Origin of the sequence: Streptomyces sp. CB01635, from assembly GCF_002803065.1 — a bacterium.
Lineage (GTDB): Bacteria > Actinomycetota > Actinomycetes > Streptomycetales > Streptomycetaceae > Streptomyces.
In genome coordinates this window covers 698215-718104 of record NZ_NNBL01000003.1, presented here as the reverse complement: position 1 = coordinate 718104, position 19890 = coordinate 698215, and the positions used below count along the sequence as shown (strand labels likewise).

At 71.3% G+C, this 19890-nt stretch carries 16 protein-coding genes; 1 reads left to right on the top strand and 15 read right to left on the bottom strand.

Annotated elements, in window-relative coordinates:
* Positions 1-523 precede the first annotated feature (523 nt).
* Positions 524-1207 carry a phosphatase PAP2 family protein gene (locus tag CG723_RS11365; protein WP_100593151.1) on the top strand — a complete coding sequence of 228 codons (684 nt, stop codon included), beginning with the start codon at positions 524-526 and terminating at the stop codon, positions 1205-1207.
* Between the two features lie 7 nt (positions 1208-1214).
* Here the strand turns inward: CG723_RS11365 and CG723_RS11360 are convergent, their stop codons facing one another.
* The 15 genes from CG723_RS11360 to CG723_RS11290 are packed head-to-tail and all read right to left on the bottom strand — an operon-like array spanning position 1215 to position 19886.
* Positions 1215-2606: a glutamate-1-semialdehyde 2,1-aminomutase gene (locus CG723_RS11360; protein ID WP_100593150.1), complete on the bottom strand. Its 1392-nt coding sequence runs from the start codon at positions 2604-2606 to the stop codon at positions 1215-1217.
* Between the two features lie 7 nt (positions 2607-2613).
* On the bottom strand, positions 2614-3165 hold the full coding sequence (gene rfbC / locus CG723_RS11355; protein WP_100593149.1) for a dTDP-4-dehydrorhamnose 3,5-epimerase: 552 nt from the start codon (positions 3163-3165) through the stop codon (positions 2614-2616).
* Positions 3162-4406, bottom strand: coding sequence for a polysaccharide pyruvyl transferase family protein (locus tag CG723_RS11350; protein ID WP_100593148.1), 1245 nt, complete (start codon positions 4404-4406; stop codon positions 3162-3164). Before CG723_RS11350 ends, rfbC begins: the two co-directional genes overlap by 4 nt.
* Positions 4403-5350, bottom strand: a complete 948-nt coding sequence (locus CG723_RS11345; protein WP_100593147.1) for a glycosyltransferase family 2 protein — start codon at positions 5348-5350, stop codon at positions 4403-4405. The genes CG723_RS11350 and CG723_RS11345 overlap by 4 nt, the downstream gene beginning before the upstream one ends.
* Entirely contained in the window at positions 5347-6645 is a 1299-nt protein-coding gene (locus tag CG723_RS11340) for a hypothetical protein (RefSeq protein ID WP_442802538.1), read from the bottom strand. The genes CG723_RS11345 and CG723_RS11340 overlap by 4 nt, the downstream gene beginning before the upstream one ends.
* Positions 6642-7925: a DUF4910 domain-containing protein gene (locus tag CG723_RS11335; protein WP_100593146.1), complete on the bottom strand. Its 1284-nt coding sequence runs from the start codon at positions 7923-7925 to the stop codon at positions 6642-6644. Before CG723_RS11335 ends, CG723_RS11340 begins: the two co-directional genes overlap by 4 nt.
* The gene (locus tag CG723_RS11330; protein WP_100593145.1) at positions 7913-8938 is read right to left on the bottom strand and encodes an NAD-dependent epimerase/dehydratase family protein; all 1026 of its coding nucleotides are present in this window, start codon (positions 8936-8938) and stop codon (positions 7913-7915) included. The genes CG723_RS11335 and CG723_RS11330 overlap by 13 nt, the downstream gene beginning before the upstream one ends.
* A 3-nt stretch (positions 8939-8941) precedes the next feature.
* Positions 8942-9589: a PIG-L deacetylase family protein gene (locus CG723_RS11325; RefSeq protein ID WP_100593144.1), complete on the bottom strand. Its 648-nt coding sequence runs from the start codon at positions 9587-9589 to the stop codon at positions 8942-8944.
* Positions 9586-10380, bottom strand: coding sequence for a glucose-1-phosphate cytidylyltransferase (locus CG723_RS11320; protein ID WP_100593143.1), 795 nt, complete (start codon positions 10378-10380; stop codon positions 9586-9588). Before CG723_RS11320 ends, CG723_RS11325 begins: the two co-directional genes overlap by 4 nt.
* The gene (locus CG723_RS11315) at positions 10377-11612 is read right to left on the bottom strand and encodes a class I SAM-dependent methyltransferase (protein WP_100593142.1); all 1236 of its coding nucleotides are present in this window, start codon (positions 11610-11612) and stop codon (positions 10377-10379) included. The genes CG723_RS11320 and CG723_RS11315 overlap by 4 nt, the downstream gene beginning before the upstream one ends.
* Positions 11609-12850, bottom strand: a complete 1242-nt coding sequence (locus tag CG723_RS11310; protein WP_100593141.1) for a glycosyltransferase — start codon at positions 12848-12850, stop codon at positions 11609-11611. The genes CG723_RS11315 and CG723_RS11310 overlap by 4 nt, the downstream gene beginning before the upstream one ends.
* 2 nt (positions 12851-12852) lie before the next feature.
* Positions 12853-14157: a hypothetical protein gene (locus CG723_RS11305; protein ID WP_100593140.1), complete on the bottom strand. Its 1305-nt coding sequence runs from the start codon at positions 14155-14157 to the stop codon at positions 12853-12855.
* A gap of 1 nt (position 14158) precedes the next feature.
* On the bottom strand, positions 14159-15700 hold the full coding sequence (locus CG723_RS11300; protein WP_100593139.1) for a right-handed parallel beta-helix repeat-containing protein: 1542 nt from the start codon (positions 15698-15700) through the stop codon (positions 14159-14161).
* An 8-nt stretch (positions 15701-15708) separates the two neighbouring features.
* Positions 15709-17685 carry a heparinase II/III family protein gene (locus tag CG723_RS11295; protein WP_100593138.1) on the bottom strand — a complete coding sequence of 659 codons (1977 nt, stop codon included), beginning with the start codon at positions 17683-17685 and terminating at the stop codon, positions 15709-15711.
* The gene (locus CG723_RS11290) at positions 17682-19886 is read right to left on the bottom strand and encodes a bi-domain-containing oxidoreductase (protein ID WP_100593137.1); all 2205 of its coding nucleotides are present in this window, start codon (positions 19884-19886) and stop codon (positions 17682-17684) included. Before CG723_RS11290 ends, CG723_RS11295 begins: the two co-directional genes overlap by 4 nt.
* Positions 19887-19890 lie beyond the last annotated feature (4 nt).

Below are 19890 nucleotides of genomic sequence, written 5' to 3'. Positions count from 1 at the left end.
CAGGTACCCGACCTCCGTAGTGTCGTACTGCTCGTAGCCCAGACCGGGCCGGTAAGTTCGAGGCTGCACAGGCTTACGGCTCCCGCGGAGTCGTACAGGCCAGGAGCCGGTGTCCGCAGGGCAGTTGTGGACGCTGGAGGGCAGACGGACACGACGGGGGGCTCACGTTGGATCGACCGGCCGGAGCGGACCTGGAGGTCGGCCGAGTCCCGTTCGTGCTTGACGGGTTTGTCATCGGGGCCGGAGAAGCAGCCGGCGACCAACGTCCGAGACGCGATGCTCTTGGCGCGGGCCCGGCCGGCAGTGGCCGCGACGATGCCGTTTCCGACCTGCTCGTGGGAGCCGCGGACTTGACGGGACACCTGGGCCGTGGCGTGCCCGGACCTACGGTCACCGGAGTCGCCCGGAAGCACCCCTCCGTCGCGGGGCGCCGGCAGGGCGGCGTCGTAATCCCGCAACGCCCGACGCTGTGCACGGTGGACAAGAAGGTCCCCACCGCAGGTCGACCGGACGCGGTGGGCGTGTGACCGGTCGGCCGGCGCCCGTGGTGCTGCCCCCGTCGTTGCGGATGCGGCTCGGGCTGGTTGCGGCCCTCGCCGCGCTGGTGGTCGTCGTGCTCGGGGTCCTGTATGCCGGGGCCGGCCGGCCTGGCAGGGTGGACGCGCGGATCTGGGCGGCGGTGGAGGGTGTGGGGCCGCTGTGGCGGCACGTCGCTCTGGCCACGGACTTCTTGGGCGACCCCGCGGGAGCGGCGATGCTGGTAGCGGCCACCGTGACGGGCTGCATGCTGCTTCGGCTTCCTCGTGCAGCGGTGCTCGTCGTTGCCGGCGCCGGCATCACGGTGGGGACGACGACACTGCTCAAGCAACTGGTGGGACGCACCATCCACGGCGACGAGAACCTGTCGTACCCGAGCGGGCACACCGCCTTCGCCACTGCGCTCGCCTTCGTGCTGGCCCTGCTCGCGACCGGCCGGTTCGGCCTCGGCAGGACGGCCGGCACCTCACTCGTGCTCGCCGCAGCGCTGGTCGGCGGCGCCGCCATGGGCTGGGCGCAGGTCGTCCTGGGCGCGCACTACCCGACCGACGTCCTCGGCGGCTGGTGCACCGCGCTCGTGGTGATACCGGCGACCGCGTGGCTGGTCGACCGGACGGCCGACCGGCTGGGCGACCGGACGGCCACCGCCGGTCGGCGGGCGCGTCGCTGACGTCACGTCACGCCAAGCGGCGGAACACGGGCTTCACCGGCCGCCCGGCCAACCAGGGGGTGGGGTCGGCGGCGTCCAGTGCCTTCCGGTACACCGCACATGCCTGGGCCACCACGTCGACAGTGCGGTCGATGTCGGCGTCGCCGAGCGCGCTGCTCACCACGAACGACGGGGCAAGGATTCCGCCCTCGATGAGCCGGCGCAGGAACAAGGTGCGGTACTGCTGCGACGGCTGCCCGTTCTCGTCGAGGGTGGCGAAGACCAGGTTGCTGGCCCGGCCCCGGACGACGACGTGGTCGCCGACGCCCATGCTCGCCGCGGCCTCGCGGACACCGGTGGCCAACCGCTCCCCGAGGGCGTGCAGTTGTGCGGTGATGCCCTCCTCGACGTACGTGGTGAGCACGGCCGTCGCGGCGGCCAGCGAGTGCGTTTCCGCACCGTGCGTGGTGGACAGCAGGAACACCCGCTCGCTGGAGTGACGAAGTCCGCCCCGCTCCATCAGATCGCGGCGGCCGGCCAGCGCGGAGACGGCGAACCCGTTGCCCAGCGCCTTGCCGAACGTGGAGAGGTCGGGGACCACGCCGTACAGACCCTGGGCGCCCGCCTCGGACCAGCGCAGGCCGGTGATCATCTCGTCGAAGATCAGTACACAGCCGTGCCGGTCGGCCAGCTCGCGCAGGCCGGCGAGGTACCCGGGAGTGGGGTCTCCACTGCTCGCGGGGCACTTCCCGGCCGAAGGCTCGGGGAGAAGTTGAGAGCTGGGGGAAGGCTCGGTGTGGCCGAGGGGTTCGAGGATCAGACAGGCGACCTCGTCCTGGTACCGGGTGAGCAGCTCCTCCGTGGCGGCCAGGTCCCCGTAGGGGAACGCCACGGTGAGCTCGGTGGTCGCCGCCGGAACACCGGCGGACATCGGCGATGTGCCGATGAACCAGTCGTCGACGGAGAAGAACGGATGGTCGCCGCAGATGGCCACCCGCGTGCGCCCGGTGACGGCGCGGGCGAGGCGCACCGCGGCGGTGGTGACGTCGGAGCCGTTCTTCGCGAACTTGACCATGTCGGCGGTCGGCACCGTGGCCAGGAAGCGTTCCGCGGCCTCGACCTCCACGATGGACGGCCGGACGAAGTTGCTGCCGCGGTCGAGTTCCCGCCGCACCGCCTCGAGCACGCGCGGGTGGGCATGGCCGAGGCTGACCGACCGCAGGCCGGACCCGTACTCGATGTAGCGGTTGTCGTCGATGTCCCACACGTGGGCACCGCGGCCGTGGCTGATGACCGGGGCCAGGTTCTCGGGGTACTGGTCGTCGCCCTTGGCGTAGGTGTGCGCGCCGCCGGGGATCATGGCGTGCAGCCGCTTGTTCGCCAGCTGCGACCGGGGCAGGAGGAGCTCTTCGGCATCCACGCTGACTTCACGTCTCCTTTTGCTTCAGGGCCTCGGCGAGTCCCGGCGCCTCCCGGTCCCGCTGGGACATCGATATGACCGGCAGCGGCCAGGGGATGGCGAGCTCCGGGTCGTCGAAGGCGATCGTCACGTCCTCGGCCGGATCGTGCGGGCGGTCGATCCGGTACGAGGTGTCGGCGGTTTCGGTCAGCGCCTGGAAGCCGTGCGCGCACCCCGCCGGGATGTACAGGGTCACCTGCGTCTCGCCGGACAGTTCGAAGAAGGCCCGGTTGCGGTAGGTCGGCGAGTCGGGCCGCAGGTCCACGACGACGTCGAAGATGCTCCCGTACGAGCACCGGACCAGCTTGGCCTCGCCTGCGCCGGTGCGCAGGTGCAGGCCGCGCAGCACGCCCCGGACCGAGCGGGACACGCTGTCCTGGACGAAGGCGTCCGGGTCGAGGCCCACCGAGCGGACCACCTCGGCGTCGAAGGTGCGGCAGAAGAAGCCGCGTTCGTCGGCGTACGGCGTCGGTTCGAAGAGGTAGGCGCCGTCGATCTCCGGGACGTCGATCGCTTTCATGGAGTCTCCCGCAGGGCGTTGGCAAGGGCAGGGGCAGGGCCGGCCGCCGGAAAGAGGGCCGTGGTCAAGGCGGTGAACTGGTCCTCGAGTTGCTGCGCGGCGGTCAGGTTGCGCTCGGTGAGGGTCCGCCGGAGTTCCGCCGATCGCTGCTCCAACGCCCGGAACTGTGCGCGCAGTTGGTCGGCGTCGACCTCGCGGGCCGGGTGGCGGAAATCGGCCAGGCCCATCCGGTCCATGAGCGCGTCGCTCTTGGCCGCGTAGCTGAGTGCGAGCGTCGGTACGCCGACCTTCAGCGCGCAGACCAGGTTGTGGTAGCGGGTCGCCACCACGGTGTCGGCGGCCGCCATCTCCTTCATCAGGTCGGCCAGCGAGGCCGCTTCGGCGGCGGTGACCAGCGGTGAGTCCACCGCGTCGAGGATCGCGGCGACCACCGGCGCATCGCACTCGTCGCCGGTGAGGAGCCGGACCGGCCTGCCGTCCTCGGCCAGCGCACGGACGAAGCGGGTCGTCCCGTCGAGGTAGCGCCGGTGGATCTCCTCGGCCCGGGCGCGGTCGTCGTCACTGCCGTGGAAGTCCATGACGCCGACACAGACCGGCCCCGGCGGATCGGAGGGTGCACTTGCGGGCAGCGCCGGCAGGGCGAAGGTGAGGTCCGGGTACACCTCGTCCTGCGCGGTGTCCACGCCCATCTCTCGCATTGCGTCGCGGGATTGGGCGTCCCGGTACGACCGGTACGTGGCAAGCCGCGCCGACCAACGGACCAGGGCCCGGATCGGGCGGTTGCCGATCGGGGCGGCGCCGACACCGACCAGCGCGACCCGGGTGCCGCACAGCCGGCCGGACGCGCAGAGCAGGAACAGCGCGTACGGGAAGCCCCACGGCCGCAGCGGCAGCGTGGCCTCCAGGACGCCCATGCCTGGCACGATCACCACGTCGTGCCGGCGCACCCAGGCGGCGGTGCGGACGGCGTCGACCAGTTTGCCCAGACCCTTCGCCACGATCGCGCCCGCCCGCGACGCGGTCCGGTACTCGCCGCGGTACCAGTGCAGCCGCGTCGCGGGGATCCCGAACCGGGTCGTCACGGCCTCGGGTCCGCCGCACAGCGCGTCCACGACCGCCTCCGGGCGCTCGGCGCGGAGGTACCCGAGCACGGCTTCGAGCGATCCGTCGTTGCCGAGGTTGCCGGAGCCGAGCAGGCCGAAGATCCCGACGCGCACCGGAGTTTCGTCCGCGGACGTCATGCCTGCCTCCCCTCACGGCCGGCGACGAGGGCGTCGACGGAGACAGTGAGCCCGCTCGGTTCGACCGGGGCGCGGTCCTCGACCCGCTCGCCGGCGCCGGGCCGGACCCGGCTGGACATCCATGAGGCCAGGTGGCGGTAGCACGCGCGCCGGTCGGCCTGGGACAACGGCGCCCGCCTGATCGCCGCTACGAAGCCCCAGACGTACTCGGCCAGCAGCCGGGGCGTCGGGTGCAGCAGGCCGGCCCGGCGTGGGTCCAGGTTGACGGACCGGGAGCGCTTGCCCGGGTTCGCCCGCTCCGCGCGGGTGGGGTGGTCCCGGCGGAAGTACAGCAGCTCCGGAACCTGGTGGAAGGGCCCGTGCAAGGTGATCTCGGCGACGAACGTGCGGTCCGCGTGGTGGTAGCTGTCGAGCGGCTTCACGCGGCGCAGCATGTCGGCCCGCATCACCCCGTAGAAGTCGTCGCCACCGGGCTCGAACAGCAGACTGCGGAAGCGCTCCGGCGGGTGCGGCGAGTCGGTGGCGAGCCCGTATTCGTACGGGACCTTCACCTGACCGTCGCCGTCGATGACCGCCTGGCCGCTGTGCGCGAGGATCACGTCCGGCCGCTCGTCCAGCGTCTGAACGCAGCGCTGCAGCAGGTCCCGGCCGTACAGGTCGTCGTGCGAGGCCCACTTGAACAACTCGCCGCGGCACTCGGTGAACACACGGTTGTGGTTCGGCGTGGCGCCGATGTTCCGGGGCAGCCGGAGGTACCGGATGCGCGAGTCCTGCGCGGCGTACCGGCGGCAGATGTCCTGGGTCCCGTCGGTCGAGGCGTTGTCGGAGATGACCAGCTCGAAGTCCTCGTAGGTCTGGCCGAGCAAGGCGTCGAGCGACTCGGCCAGGTACTCCTCGCCGTTGTACACGGGCAGGCCGATGCTCAGCCTGGGTTGGACGGTCATGAGGTCCTCACTTCGGGGATGCGGTTGTGGCGGTCCTCGCGCAGGGCGGACCGCAGTTGCAGCCACCACACGGCCGAACCGCTGACGGTCGCGGCGGCGACGCCCCAGGCCGAGCCGACCGTGCCGGCGACGGCCGCCCCGCCGAGCCCGCAGCTCACATAGCAGGCGGAGGCGAACAGCTGGCAGCGCAGGCTGCGCCGGGCCGCGGCGAGCGCGCGCAGCCCGGCCGCCGCGCCGGTGCCGAGGCCGGCGCCCGCGACGCCGAGGGTGATCGGCACGATGAGCTCAGCGGCGGAGTGCCAGACGCTGCCGAGCACGAGCTCGCCGAGCCGGTCCGGCATCAGCAGCAGCGCCCCGCCCCAGAGCAGCGCGGCGACGGCCTGCCCGCCGCCCAGCAGGAGGCAGAACGTACCGAGGCGCTGCGGGGCCCGCCGCAGCACCCGTGCCGCCTCTGGGACGGTGACCAGCGAAAGACCCATCAGCACGGCGAGGAACGGGCCGAGCAGCAACTCGGCACCCCGGACCGCACCCACCGCACTGACTCCGACGATCGCGCCGAGCCCGTACGCCCGCAGCTGGTTCGCGCCGCTGAGGCTGACGTTCTCGACCAGGTACCGGTAGCCGAGATCGCGCTGCTCGCGAAGCCACCCGCGCGCTCCCGTCATCCGGGGCCGGATGCCGGACTGGAAGTAGCCGTACCCCGCCGCCACCGTGGCGGACGCGCCCCAGGCGAGCACGAAGGCGGCCACGGTGCCCACGCGGGCCGCCACGACCAGGGCCGGGACGAGTGCGACGCCCCAGACGAGGTCGTTGACGAACGCCTTCCGCCCGGTGCCGGCGGCGAAGAACGAGAACCGCCAGGCGTCCTGCAGCAGCAGCCCGGGCAGCATGACGCCGAGGCAGGCGAACGCGGGCCCCACGCTGCCGCCGAGACCGAGCCCGACCACCAGACACGCCACGCCGATGGCGGCACCGACGCCGAGCGCGGTACCCGACGACCGGGCCACCGCCCCGCGCCAGGAGGCGTCCGGCGCTCCGCTGAAGCGCACCACGAGCGGGTCGGTGGCAAGGCCGCGGGAGACGTTGAGCACCACGCCGTAGGTCACCCAGGCCAGGCTGAACACGCCGAACGCGGTCACCCCCAGCGAGCGGGCCACGTAGATCCCCACCACGAAGTTGCTCATGCTGGAGGCCGCCTGGTCGGCCAGTCCCCAGGACAGCCGGCCGACGAGGGCCCGCCGGGCGGATCCGCCCGGCATCGTCGCCTTCTCCCCCGCGGTGGTCATCGGCGTCATGCCTTGATCAGCCCGGCGCCGTGCAGGGCGTCGGCCGCGACGGCGACGGTGTCGAACGGCAGCTCGGACCGCTCGGCGACGTCCAGCAGACTGTGCTCGCCGTCGGAGAGGCTGAGCACCCAGAGCATGGCCATCTGGGCCTGCTTCGCGTCGCTGCGGCCGCCGAGGGAGTCGTACAACCCGCGTCGGCCCAGCTGTGGTTCGCCATAGGGGCTGAGGTTGAGGTACCGCCGGTTTCGGTCGAGGACGGCGAACGCCTCGCGGCAGACGGCGAGCGTGTCCGCCATCGCCTCCGGGGAGACGAAGTCCGGGTTGTCGGCCGAGGTGTGGTATTCGGGGTACCCGGCGTACGGGGTCCGGCTGAGCGAGCCCACGCCGAGATCGAACCCGGGCGAGCAGAACTGCCGCTCGTCGTAGCCGTACGGAGTGAACTCGCTGACGTGGTACGGGCGTTCGGAGGCGGCCAGCACATGCCGCAGCACCCGGTCGATCTCCGCGTCGCCGCGCCTGCTCTGCTTGTACGTCAGTTGGCCCGAGTCCCCCGCGCAGGCCAGCACCAGACCGTGCTTGACCCGGTCGATCCGCTCCTTGTTGCGGGCCAGCCAAGTGATCGCCCCGATGGTGCCGGGCGCGTAGATGAACCGGTAGGTGTAGTACGGCCTCTGCCCGGCCAGCGCCCGGGCCAGGTACGTCGCCACCGCGATACCGGCCAGGTTGTCGTTGGCCAGCGACGGGTGGCACACGTGGCAGGAGACGATCACCTCGTCGGGGACCTGCCCGGGAATCACATGCTCGGCGTAGGTGAGGTGGCCGTCGGCGAGCGTGGAGTCGATGCGCACCTCGTACTCGCCGTCCGGCAACGCGTCCAAGGTCTCCTGAGCCAGGCAGAACCCCCATGTCGGCTGGTAGTAGCTGGTGCGGTAGGGCACCCAGGCCGGGTGGTCCGGCAGGGTGTGCAGGTGTTCCCGCAGCTCGGCCAGCGGCATGGTCGCCGACACCGGCAGGCTGTAGCCGAGCACGTGCAGGCTGGACGCGGCGAAGTCGACGACCCGGTTGCCGGCGGTGTCGGCGATGTACGCGTCCCGGATGTTCCACTCCTGCGGCACCGTCCAGTCGAGCACTTGCGTCCCGGTCGGCACCTCGTGCACCTGGAGCGGGACGTACTCGCCGACGACGTCCAGGGTGGCACGCACACCGTCGCCGGTGATGCTCCGGCAGAGCGGGTACAGCCGCTCCACCAGTGCATGCATCTCTTCGCCGACCGCTGTCATCGGCGCCACCGCAGGGTGTCGTCGACAGCGCCGGCCTCGGACGCCGCGCGCAGCACGGCAAGGCGGGTGAAGCGTCGCTCGAAGTCCTCCCGGGTCAGCCCGAACTTCCGGTAGGCGTCGGCGAGTTCGAGCGCGCCCTGCTTCACCGTCCACGCGCAGTCGAAGCCGGGGATCGCGGCGCGGAACCGGGAGAAGTCCACCCGGTAGGACCGTGGATCGGCACCGGTCTCCCCGGTGATCACCACCTTCGAACCGGACACCGCCTCGGCGACCTGCTCGGCGATCTCGGCGACCGTGACGTTGTTGATCTCGCTGCCGATGTTGAACGCCCGGTCGTGCACCGTTTCGCGCGGCGCGGTCAGCGCGGCCGTGAAGGCATGTGCGATGTCGGCGGCGTGCACGAGCGGGCGCCACGGAGTGCCGTCGGACATCACAAGCACCTCGCCGGACAGGAGCGCGTGTCCCACCAGGTTGTTCAGCACGATGTCGGCGCGCAGCCGGGGTGAGTAGCCGAAGGCGGTGGCGTTGCGCATGAACACCGGGCTGAAGTCGCCGTCGGCGAGCGCGTGCAGGTCGTCCTCGACCCGCACCTTGGACTCCGCGTACGGCGTCACCGGGCGCAGCGGGGCGTCCTCGCCCACCAGGTCGTCCCCGCCGGCGGCGCCGTAGACCGAGCAGGTCGACGCGTACAGGAAGCGCCGCACCCCGGCGTCGCGGGCCAGCCGGGCCAGGCGTACGGACGCGTGGTGATTGATGTCGTAGGTGAGGTCCGGTGCCAGCGATCCCAGCGGGTCGTTGGACAGCGCGGCCAGGTGGATCACGGCGTCCACTCCGGCCACGTGGTCGGCCGTGACGTCACGCAAGTCCACCCGATGCCCCGCAGGGTCCGCGGGCGGCGGGCCGAGGACGCAGTCGGCGAAGAGGCCGGCGTCGAGACCGACGACGTCGTGCCCGGCGGCCGTGAGGACCGGGGCCATCACGGTGCCCAGGTAGCCCTGGTGTCCGGTGAGCAGTACGCGCAAGGTTCAGTCCCCCAGATTGAGCGTGAGTTTGGTGACGGCGAAGGCCTCGGCGTAGCGCGCGTGGCATTCGATGCCGCGGATCCGGGCCAGGCCGAGGAAGGCCTCCCGGTCGTACCAGGGCCGGTGCCGTTGCGAGGGGTAGTGCTCCTGCAGCAGCCGCACCTTCTGTTCGGCGATCTCCGGCGACAGCGGTTGGTACGCCGCCGGACGGCCCAGATCGCCGTCCCACTTGACGATCTCGTAGCCGAGCACGAGGTGGTCGCGGAATGCGGTGGTCATCAGCTTCGCCAGGCCGCGGTGATCCTGGTGCGCGTCGTCGGTACGCGGGGCAAGGACCAGGTCCGGCTCGGTCTGCCCGCGCAGCTCCTCGACCGCGGCTTTGGCCTCTTCCCAATGCGCGGGCATCCGGCCGTCCGGCAGCTTGAGCACGGTCAGCCGCAGGTCGGCGCCGGGGCAGAAGGCGGCGAGCGCGGCCTGCTCCTCCTGCTCACGCTCGCTGCCACCGCCTGAGAGCACCAGCGCGTCGACGCGGATCCCCGGCCGTGCGTGACACAGCGTCAGCAGTGTGCCGCCGGCGCCGATGGCGATGTCGTCGCAGTGCGCCCCCACCGCGACGATCCGGTTCAAGGGCCCGGCCCCGAGCCGGATCACGCCCGGGCTCCGGCACTGTCCCGTTCCCACACGGCCCACGGCCGGTCGCCCCGGGCGTACGCGTCGTCGAGCGCGGCCCGCTCCTTCACGGTGTCGGTCGGCTTCCAGAAGCCGCGGTGCTGATGTGCCACAAGGCGTCCCTGCTTGGCCAGTTGGGCACATCCGTCGGCGACCAGGTCCCCGTTCTCCGGTATGTGGTCGAAGACCTCCTGGCGGAGCACGAAGTAGCCGCCGTTCTCCCACAGCGGCATGTCGCTCACCGCGGTGATGCCCCCCACCAGGCCGTCCTCACCCAGGTCCACGCAGTGGAACGAGGACTGCGGCGGCACCACCATCATCGACGCACCGGCGTCGCGCCGGGCGAACCGGTCGATCATCTCCGGCAGCGGAGCATCGGTGAGCACGTCGGCGTAGTTGGCGAGGAACATCTCGTCGCCGTCCAGGTGGTGCCGCACCCGGCGCAGCCGCTCCCCGATCGGCGACTCGATGCCGGTCTGCGCGAAAGTGATCGTCCAGTCGGCTATGTCGGTGGACAGCAGCTCGGTCTGCCCGCCCCGCAGCACGAAGTCGTTGGAGGTCGTCTCCTCGTAGTTGAGGAAGAAGTTCTTGATGTGGTGCGCCCCGTACCCGAGGCACAGGATGAACTCCGTGTGCCCGTAGTACGCGTAGTAGCGCATGACGTGCCAGATCAGCGGTCGCGGCCCGACCATCGCCATCGGCTTGGGCATGTCGTCGGAGGCTCCGCTGCGCATGCGCAGCCCGTAACCGCCGCAGAACAGAACGACCTTCATGACTTGACCTCGACAATGCTCAGTTCCGGTATGGGGAAGACCAGCCGGCCACCCCAGTCGTGGATGAAGGACAGTTGCTCGACCAGCTCGTCCCGCAGGTTCCACGGGAGGACGAGGACGTAGTCGGGCTTGTCGGCTGCTATCTGCTCGGGCGGCAGGATCGGGATGCGGGTGCCCGGGGTGTACCTGCCGTGCTTGTAGGGGTTGCGGTCGACCGTGTACGGGAGCAGGTCGGGCCGGATGCCGCAGTGGTTGAGCAGGGTGTTGCCCTTGCCCGGGGCGCCGTAACCGACGACCGTCTCGCCGCGCTCGGCCGCCTCGATGAGGAACTTCAGGAGGTCCCGGCGCACCTTGGCCACCCGAGCGGAGAACTCGGTGTACCCGGACAGCTCCTGGAGCCCGGCTGCCTTCTCCCGGTCCAGGACGTCGGCCACCCGAGCGGAGGGCGCGCCGGCCACCTCGGCCGGCCGGGCCCACAGCCGGATGGATCCGCCGTGCGTGGGCAGCAACTCGACGTCCACGAGCGCGAGTCCGCCGCTCGCGAGGGCCCGGATCGCGGACGCGACCGTGTAGTACTGGAAGTGCTCGTGGTAGATCGTGTCGTACTGGTTCTCCTCGATCAGGGTCAGCAGGTGCTGCACCTCGATGGAGACCCAGCCGTCGTCGGCGACCAGGGCGCGCAGCCCCTGGGTGAACCCGACCACGTCGGGGATGTGCGCGTACACGTTGTTGGCCACGACCAGGTCCGCCGGGCCGTGCTCGGCGCGGACGCCCGAGCCGGTGTCCGGGCTCAGGAACTCCGTGAGCGTGGGCACACCCGCGTCCCGCGCCGCGGCGCCGACGTTCACCGACGGCTCGATGCCGAGGCAGCGGATCCCCCGGTCCACCATGTGCCGGAGCAGGTAGCCGTCGTTGCTCGCGACCTCGACCACGAAGGCGTCGGCGCCGAGATCAAGGCGCTGTACGGCGTCGGCGGTGAACCTGCGCGCGTGCTCCACCCAGGAGGTCGAGAAGGAAGAGAAGTAGGCGTACTCGCTGAACGTCTCCTCCGGCGTGATCAGCGGCGGGATCTGCGCGAGCCAGCAGTCGGTGCAGACCCGCAGGTGCAGCGGGTACGCCGGCTCCGGCTGGTCCAGTTGGTCCGCGGCGAGAAAGCTCTCACACGGCGGGGTCGCCCCCAGATCGACGACGCTCCCCATCGCCGCCGAGCCGCACAGTCGGCATCGTGTCATTTACTGCCCCCATCCCCCCTGCTCGCGCGGGTGCCCCCGCCGCGAGCCAGTGCTGACCGACCCGCGATCGCGGTGCGGTACTCCTCCACCAGGCGCTCAAGGCCGACGGCCGGGCTGAACCCCTGCTCGTAACGGCGCCGGGCCGCCTGGCCCATCTCCTGGTTGCGGGCTGTCCCGGCCGTGATCCGGCGCATGCGGTCCGCGAGCGAGGCAACCTCGCCCGGGCGGTGCAGCAGCCCGGTCACCCCGTCCTCGACGAGTTCGACGAAGGCGCCGTGACCGGCGGCGACGGTCGGGACCCCGGCAGCCATCGCCTCCACGACCACCAGGCCGAACGCCTCCAGCCATGTGGAGGGCGCCACCACGGCGACCGATCGCGCGATGGCCTTCCGGCACTGGACGGTGTCGTACAGGCCGACGTACCGGACGTCGTCCCGGCCCGCCGCCCAGGCGGTTACCTCGCGCTCCAGCGGTCCCGTGCCGGCGATCACGAGCGGTACGCCCACACCCCCGTCCGCGGCGATCCGGTCCCACGCGGCCATGAGCAGCCGCACGCCCTTGGCCTCCGCGAGGCGGCCGAGATAGAGCAGATGCTCGCCGGTGCCCGTTCGGCAAGTGCCCGGCTCCGGCACGAAGTTGTGTTTCACCGCCAGCCGCTCGGGGGGCATGCCGGCCCGGACCAGGACGTCGCGCTGCGCCGCGGAGATGCAGAAGAACCGCTCCACGCCGGACCACCACCGCCGCCGGTTGACCGACAGGCTGACCGCGAGCGGCACCGTCGCAAGCCGGGAGTTCCGGTAGCAGCCGTGCCGGACGGCGGGCAGTGGTGCGGAGCCGACGCACTCGGTGCACGGTCGGCCGTCCCTCTGCAGCGTGCCGGGTGGGCAGACCTGGGTGTAGTTGTGCAGCGTGGCGACGGCGGGGACACCGGCGTCGGCGCAGGCGGCAAGGACCGCGGGCGACAGGAGCGGGAAGACGTTGTGGACGTGGACGACGTCCGGCCGCTCGGTGCGCAGTCGGGCGGCGAGTTCCGCGCGGACCGCTGGGTTCCACGGCACAAGGAGCGGCACCGCGACCTTGCCCGGCAGGGACCGCGCCGCGATGGTGTCGCTGCGCCGCTCGAACACCTCGACCCGGTGGCCGGCCGCGCGCAGCAGCTCCACCTCCTGGTCGACGACCTTGTTCTCCCCGCTCGGCTGCGCCGAGGCGTAGCGGTTGTGCACTACGAGGACGTGCATGCTCAGGTCATCTCCGATCTCCGGGCCCATCGCGGGATGTGCCGTCGAGGGGATGCGGGCGTCGGGAGGGGCGTGGCCGCGGCAGGTGCCGCCAACAGCGAGGCGGCCACGGCCAGATGCAGCAGATACGGCGAGGCGTCGCCAAGGCCTGCCTCGGTGTACGACGCGATCGCGCAGTAGCTGATCAGGAAGATCGCGCAGGCCCTCGACAGTGACGGTGGCCGCAGCAACGCGACGCCGCCCAGGACGATGATGATCGCCGCCACCAGGGTGACGCCGGTCAGACCCTGCTCCTGGTAAACGGCCAGCCAGCTGTTGTCGATCGGCAGCCCGCCGAACGACTTGTCGCCCAGGCCCATGCCGAACAGCTGCTCCGAGGTCGTCCGGGGCGCTGCCAGCAGGGCATCCCAGACCTTGGCCCGACCCGTGAGGCTGGCGAAGTTCTCCTGGCTCTGTCCGCGCAGGAACCACGCCTGAAGCGCGGAGCCGAACCCCACCGCGGCCACGGCGGCGCACAGCACTGCCCAGGTGAAGAACCGGCGGGCGGCGGCGCTGGTCAGGATGAGTGAGCCGATCGCCAGCACAAGGCCGATGAACAGGCCGAGCGTGGCCGTCCGGGTATGGGTCAGCGCGAGCAGGACGAGTGACGGCACGATGACCACCGCCGCGCTTGTCCTGTCGGTCCGGCGCCCTAGTACGAGCAGCACGGTGAGCCCGATGATCACGGCGGCGTACTGTCCGATCTGCGGCGGGGTGAGCGGCCACAACGCGCCGACGAGGCGTCCGCCGTAGAGGTCGGGCAGGGCCGCGCCCGGTGAGATGACCAGGCCGGCCGCCACCGACCCGAGCACCGCGAAGTACATCCGGATGTGGTGCCGGACGAACGTCAGGCCGCCGTCCCACCAGCGGCTGAGCAGCCACAGCGTGCCGATGAAGAGAGCCAGCCTGGCGCAGCGGAACAGCGCGCCGAACCCGGACTCCAGATTCACGCTGGAGATCACGCTCGGCACAATGAGCAGGGTGAGCAGCAACACGAAGGCGCCGGGTCGGATGCGCAGGCGGAGATTGACCGCGAGCGCCAGCGCGAACGCGGCGACCAGCGCGCCCATGGTGACCATCTGGATGAGGGAACGGGGCAGCGGGATGATGGTCTCCGCCCCGGCGGAGCCGAGCGTGTTGAGGACCAGCAACCCCCAGACGATCCCGACGATCTTCGCTGTGCCGGCAGGGCGCGATTCCGCGCGGGGCTGCGTGCCCGCCGTGACCGGTCCGCCCGGCAGCTCACTGCTCCGCAGGCTCTCACCCATCTCAACCACCCGCCCGTGAGTCGAGGGTGCTGCCCGCGTCCTGCTGGTACGGCGTGCCCTGCCACTGCCCGAAGTCGAGCACCCGGCTCTGGTCCCGGGCGACGAATTTCCAGGGCCCGAGGTAGACGTTGTCGTGCCAGCGGTTGTGTTGCTCATCGGTGATGGCCTCAGCCACCCGCTCGCCCTGGTACGGCGACCAGTCCGGATAGGTGCCGTAGTTGGCCAGCACCGCCATGCGGTCGCACTTCACCGTGCACTTGACGACGGACTTGTCCAGCACGAAGCGGTTGTCGTGGATGTCCACCCGCTGGGTCTTCCACCGGCAGTCGGCGTAGAGCGGAGCGGTGGCGATCGCCGGCTTCGCGCAGCGGTCGGTGTCCTTCACCAGCAAGGTGCAGTCACCGGACGAGGTGTTGGCCGGGCTGTTGCAGAACCGGTCGGCGTTCTCCCACAGGGTGATGCCGGACCAGTTGTTCTCCAGCACGTTCCGGTAGATCCCGATCTTGTTGGTGCGGGCCCGGATCCGTGGTTCGCCGCCGGACTCGGACAGGTAGACGGTCGCGAACGGGAAGGTGTCGCCGCGGTCGGCTTCCCTGCGGCCCTCGACCCAGTTGTTCCGCCGGATCGTGTTGTTCCGGATGTCCGCGTTGTAGCTGGTCTCATAGATCAGCGCGGCACCGTCGTTGTCCTCGAGCACGTTCTTCTCGATGCGGAAGTCGTTGTTGTTGGTGTCCGCCCACAACCCGGTTCCGCGGTTGTCGTGCACCCAGTTGCCGCGAACGTCGGCGCCGTTGACGGCCCAGAACTTGATGCCTCCGGTGCAGCCGCAGCCCTTCCGCCGCCGCTCCCAGTCGCCGGTGTTGTTGCCCACGATCTCGTTGCCCTCGACCACCAGGCCGCTGATGCGGCCGGTGGCCTTGTACGCGTTCATTCCGTACTGACCGTTTTCGCGCAAGCAGTTGGCGCGGACCTTCTGGCGGGCACCGGCCATCAGTCCGGCACCGGAGTTGTGCTGGATCGTCGCGTGCTCGATCGCCCACCCGTCGGCCGAGTCATGGTTGACCACGCCCTCGTCCTGCGGCGCGACGAAACGTTGCACGGTCAGATAGCGGATGGTGACGTTGCGGGCGGTACCGCCGAACGCGTACTGGTTCTTCTTCCCGCCGTCGAGCACCGCGCCCGGCGCACCGAGGTAGCGGTTCCCCTCCTTGGGGATGACCTGGGCATAGCGGTCAGGGTCGAGCCTGTGCTTGCCCGGTCGAAGCCAGAACGTGGTGTTCGGGGGGCTGCTCTTGGTCTTCGCTGCCAGGTCACCGACCACCGTGGGGTCGACCGTCACCGCGCCCGCCGGCGCCTTCGCCGGCCCGGCCACGGGCTTGGCGCACACCCGGGCCACGGGCGTGGATGGCGCGGCGGTCGGGTTCGCCCGGGCGCCCGGCGTGTTCGCCCGGGCGCCCGGCGTGCTCTCACAGCCGGTCGCCGCCAGCAGGGCCAGCGCCAGCGGTGCCGCCGCCAACGCCCAGTGCCGCCCGTTGATCCCCACACGCCCCCCTAGCCGCGGAACCTGAGTACGGTGGTGAACCCCTCAGCGCCGTCGGCGAAGCCGGTGCCGACCAGCGTTGTGGTGGGTTCCTTGCGGCCGAAGCCGGCGGAGTACCAGCCCAGCGGCGGGTCGGTCTCTCCGCGATGCGCCCGCCAGCTCAGCTGCCCGGGCAGGTCGAGCACCGCCGAGCGGTCCTCGCCGTCCCGGGTCCAGGTGAGCACCGCCCGGTTGCCCGCCAGGTCCGCGGCGATCGCCGGGCCGAGGTGGAATGCCAGGCGCACGTCCCGGCGCGGGCCGCGCACCTCGTCAACCACCCGCAACTCCTGGCTCGCGGCCGTTAGTTCCACCCGGCGGCGGTGCACGGAACGCTGGTAGCCGTCGTGTTCGGCGCACCAGCGGGCCGTCCCCCCGTCGGAGGCGCCCGATGTGTCCGTGGCCAGGACGCGACTGCGGGCATGCCGGGTCCACAGGAACGGGCCGCCGGAGACGGACTGGTCACTGCCGTCCATTTGCAGGGTGTTGTGGCCGAGGGTCGACCGGAAGTACTGCCGCCACTCGGGTTGCCCGTGGTAGCAGAACGTTCCCGGGTCGGCGAGCACGTCGACCCCGTCGTGCCGGACCTCCACGGACAGCGCGTCCGCGTGGGCATGCGCGGCGATGGACAGGAAGCCGTGCGGACCACCGTCGCAGCGGCACCAGATCTCCTCCGGACCGCGCAGGATGGTCATGCCCGCATCGGCGAAGTGGGCCGGTCGGCTCGCCGGGCGGATCACGGCCGGTGCGGTTTCGCTTTTCGGGTACGGCCGGATGAGCGCGGCAAGGAGCGGGGTGCGCACATCGGTGCCGGTCACCGCCGGCCACCAGTCGAGCCGGCCGAACACGGCGGCCCCGGTGGCAAGGAGCGAGGCCCAGCGGTCGGTGCCCGCGCCGTCCACGATCAGACCGTGCCCGTCGTCCGCGTCCCCCTGCCGGGGCGGACGTAGCCGGTTGTCCACGATGGCCGCGAGCGCGTCGGTCATCCGCAGCAGTACCAGCCGGATCGACGCGGGGACCGGCACGCCTGCGGCATCCGCCTCGGCCACCGCGGCCAGGCCGAGCTCAAGGACAAGTCCGTGATATTCGGTGGCCAGCTCGCGGTTGAGGCCGGAGCCGAAGGTGTTGCCGCGCAGATGCCGCTCGAGGGACCGCAGCGCACCGGCTCGCCAACGCGCCGAGGAGGGGAACCATCCGAACGCGCAGGCTGCGGCCAACTGCCCGCCGGCCTCGGCGATGACGTGGTTGTTCGCCGAGGACCCCCGGCTGGGGAAGGCGGCCAGCCAGCGCTGGTGGTGCCAGATCTGGTTCAGCGCCACCGGGTTGCTCTCGAACAGCTCGGCCGCGCCCGGCCAGCCGTCGAGCAGCCGGCGGATCCACACCCAGGAAAGGAGCCGCATCCCCAGCTCGATGCCGCTGATCCAGTGCACGCCGCGCAGCGGGGGGTTGGCCTTCCACCACGACCGCAGGTGCTCGGCGACTCGCTCGGCGTACCGCTCGTTCCCGGTGATCGCGTAGGCGGCGGCGAGCACGGTGAGGTACTGGTGCCGGGACAGCTCCCAGATCTGCTTGATGTCCCCGACCGCGTCCTCGTTCCGGTACGGCACGTCGAAGGCGTAGCCCCAGGGAGCCCGGCGCCCCGTCTTCGGGTCGCACCACCAGTCCGGGTCGTCCAGGTCGTCGCGGACCACCCCGAAATACTCGACGTGCCCGTACATCAGCCGATCCGCCTCGGCGATGAGACGTTTCGCGGCGTCCGGAGGTATCGCTGCGATCGTCCCGGCGGGCAGGACCGCGGTGAACCGGGCACCGGTCACGCTCGGGCAGGTGGGCCGCGCCGACCGCCACCGCCGCCTGCGCACCGCGTCGCCCACCCGGCCGCCGACCTCCCGCGGTCCCATCCGGGACAGCCGCCGCAGGTACCAGCCCGGACTCCCCGAACTCACAGTCATCGCGCCCTCGCCAGCGTCACGGGCGCGCCGCCGACCAGGCCTGCCTGCACGGCGAGGGTGGCCGTCGTGGTGGCGACCAGCGACTCCAGCGGCACCGGCATCGGCCCACCGGTCCGCACGGCCTTGATGAACGCGGCCAGCTCGGCGGACTGGCCCTTGTCCCGGGCCTTGGGCAGCCGCGAACTGACCCACCGCTTGCGGCCGGCCCTGCCGTCCGAATACAGCGAGGCACGGACGAAGTCGTCGAGCCGCAGCACCTTGCCGTCCGCGACGAGGTCCAGCGTCTCCTTGGGGAAGCCGGCCGCGCCGGTGGTGACGTAGCTGATGGTGGCGGTGGACCCGTCCGGGTAGCTCAGCACGACCTGCAGGTCCTCGTTGCCGGACGTGGCGACCGCGTACACCGAGACCGGGTCGGCGTCGAGGAGCCAGCTCGCCGTGTCGATGAAGTGTCCGCCCTCGCCGGTGAACCGCGAGCCCTCGGTGCCCTGTTGGAGGTACCAGCTGCCGTGTCCAAGGCGGCCCGCGTTGACCAGGTAGCGGAGGCTCGCCGGACCGGTGCGGGCGCCGAACCGCTTCCTGGCCTCCTGCAACAGGGGCGCGAAGCGGCGGTTGAAGCCCACCTGCAGCCGGTCGTTGCCGGACTCCTCCACCGCCGCGAGCACGCCGGCCAGCTCGTCCTCGGTGAGGGCCAGGGGCTTCTCCACGAACACCGTCTTGCCGGCAAGCAGCGCCCTGCGGGTCAGTTCGGCGTGCGAGCTGTGCCGGGTGACCACGAACACCGCGTCGATGGACTTGTCGCCGAGCACGGCGTCGAGGTCGGTGGTCGCCTCGGCGAAGCCGAACTTCCGCTTCGCGTTGGCGGCGGACAGCGCCGTCGTGGTGACGACCGTGGACAACTCGACGCCGTCGCGCTGTGCCAGGTGCGGCAGCAGCATCGACGTCGCGTAGTTGCCCGCGCCGACGAACGCGAGGCGCACCGGCGCCTTGGCGGACCGGGCCGGGGTGGACGTTCCGCCGCTGCGTCGCACCTCGGGCACGGACACCGTCGGGGCCGCCAATTCCCCTTCTTCCTCGGCCTGTTCGGAGTACCGGAACAGCACAGCCACGGCCTTGAGGTCGCCGTCCTTCAAACGCTGGTACGTCTCGACGGCGTCGTCGAAGCCGGCGATGTGGGAGACCAGGGGCTCCACATCGACGCTGCCGCGGGCGAGGAGATCGAGGAAGCACGCCAGGTTTCGGCGCTCGGTCCAGCGCACGTAGCCGATCGGGTAGTCCCGCCCCTCGAGCTCGTACTCCGGGTCGTAGCGCCCGGGGCCGTAACTGCGCGAGAACCGGACGTCGAGCTCTTTCTCGTAGTACGCGTTCCACGGCAGGTCCAGGCGGCACTTGCCGATGTCGACGACCCGGCCGCGGTCCCGGCAGAGCCGGGCGGCCAGCTCGACGGGCTGGTTGCTGCCGCCGCCGGCGGCCAGATACACCTGGTCCACGCCGTGCCCGTCGGTGAGTTCGGCGACGGCGGCCTCCACGGCCGCGGACTCGGGATCGCCGCAGGCCGCGGCGCCGAGGCGTTCGGCGAGGTCGCAGCGCACCGGGTCGGGGTCGACGCCGACGACGCGGACCCCGGAGGCGGCAAGGAGCTGCACCACCAGCTGCCCGATCAGTCCGAGGCCGATGACAAGGGCCACGTCGCCAAGTTGGGGTTCGCCGCGGCGGACGCCCTGCATCGCGATCGACCCGACGGTGCCGAAGGCCGCGTGCCGCGGCGCGAGGCCGTCCGGCACCGGGGCGTAGAGGTTCTTCGGCACCCAGTTCAACTCGGCGTGCAACGCGTGCTCGTTGCCGGCGCAGGCCACGAGGTCGCCGACCTTCACGTCGTCGATCCCGGGGCCGACCTGCTCGACCACCCCGCACAGGGAGTAGCCCAGCGGCGTGTAGGAGTCCAGCTTGCCCATCACCTTGCGGTACGTGGCGGGCACCCCGTTGGTGGCCACGCTCTGCATGACCTTGGCCACCTGGTCAGGACGGGAGCGGGCCTTGCCCAGCATCGACATGCCGGCCTCGGACACCTTCATGAGCTCGGTCCCGGTGGATATCAGCGAGTAGGCGGTGCGGACCAGCACACCGCCCGGCTTGCATCCCGGCACTGGCACGTCGAGCACCGCGAGCTCGCCGCTCTTGTAGTTCTGAACTACCTGCTTCACCCGA

What these genes read in the sequence shown, in the direction of transcription:
- rfbC (WP_100593149.1), bottom strand. Translation starts at nt 3,165, where the DNA reads ATGAAAGCGATCGACGTCCCGGAGATCGACGGCGCCTACCTCTTCGAA.
- CG723_RS11350 (WP_100593148.1), bottom strand. Translation starts at nt 4,406, where the DNA reads ATGACGTCCGCGGACGAAACTCCGGTGCGCGTCGGGATCTTCGGCCTG.
- CG723_RS11345 (WP_100593147.1), bottom strand. Translation starts at nt 5,350, where the DNA reads ATGACCGTCCAACCCAGGCTGAGCATCGGCCTGCCCGTGTACAACGGC.
- CG723_RS11340 (WP_442802538.1), bottom strand. Translation starts at nt 6,645, where the DNA reads ATGACGCCGATGACCACCGCGGGGGAGAAGGCGACGATGCCGGGCGGA.
- CG723_RS11320 (WP_100593143.1), bottom strand. Translation starts at nt 10,380, where the DNA reads ATGAAGGTCGTTCTGTTCTGCGGCGGTTACGGGCTGCGCATGCGCAGC.
- CG723_RS11315 (WP_100593142.1), bottom strand. Translation starts at nt 11,612, where the DNA reads ATGACACGATGCCGACTGTGCGGCTCGGCGGCGATGGGGAGCGTCGTC.
- CG723_RS11310 (WP_100593141.1), bottom strand. Translation starts at nt 12,850, where the DNA reads ATGCACGTCCTCGTAGTGCACAACCGCTACGCCTCGGCGCAGCCGAGC.
- CG723_RS11305 (WP_100593140.1), bottom strand. Translation starts at nt 14,157, where the DNA reads ATGGGTGAGAGCCTGCGGAGCAGTGAGCTGCCGGGCGGACCGGTCACG.
- CG723_RS11295 (WP_100593138.1), bottom strand. Translation starts at nt 17,685, where the DNA reads ATGACTGTGAGTTCGGGGAGTCCGGGCTGGTACCTGCGGCGGCTGTCC.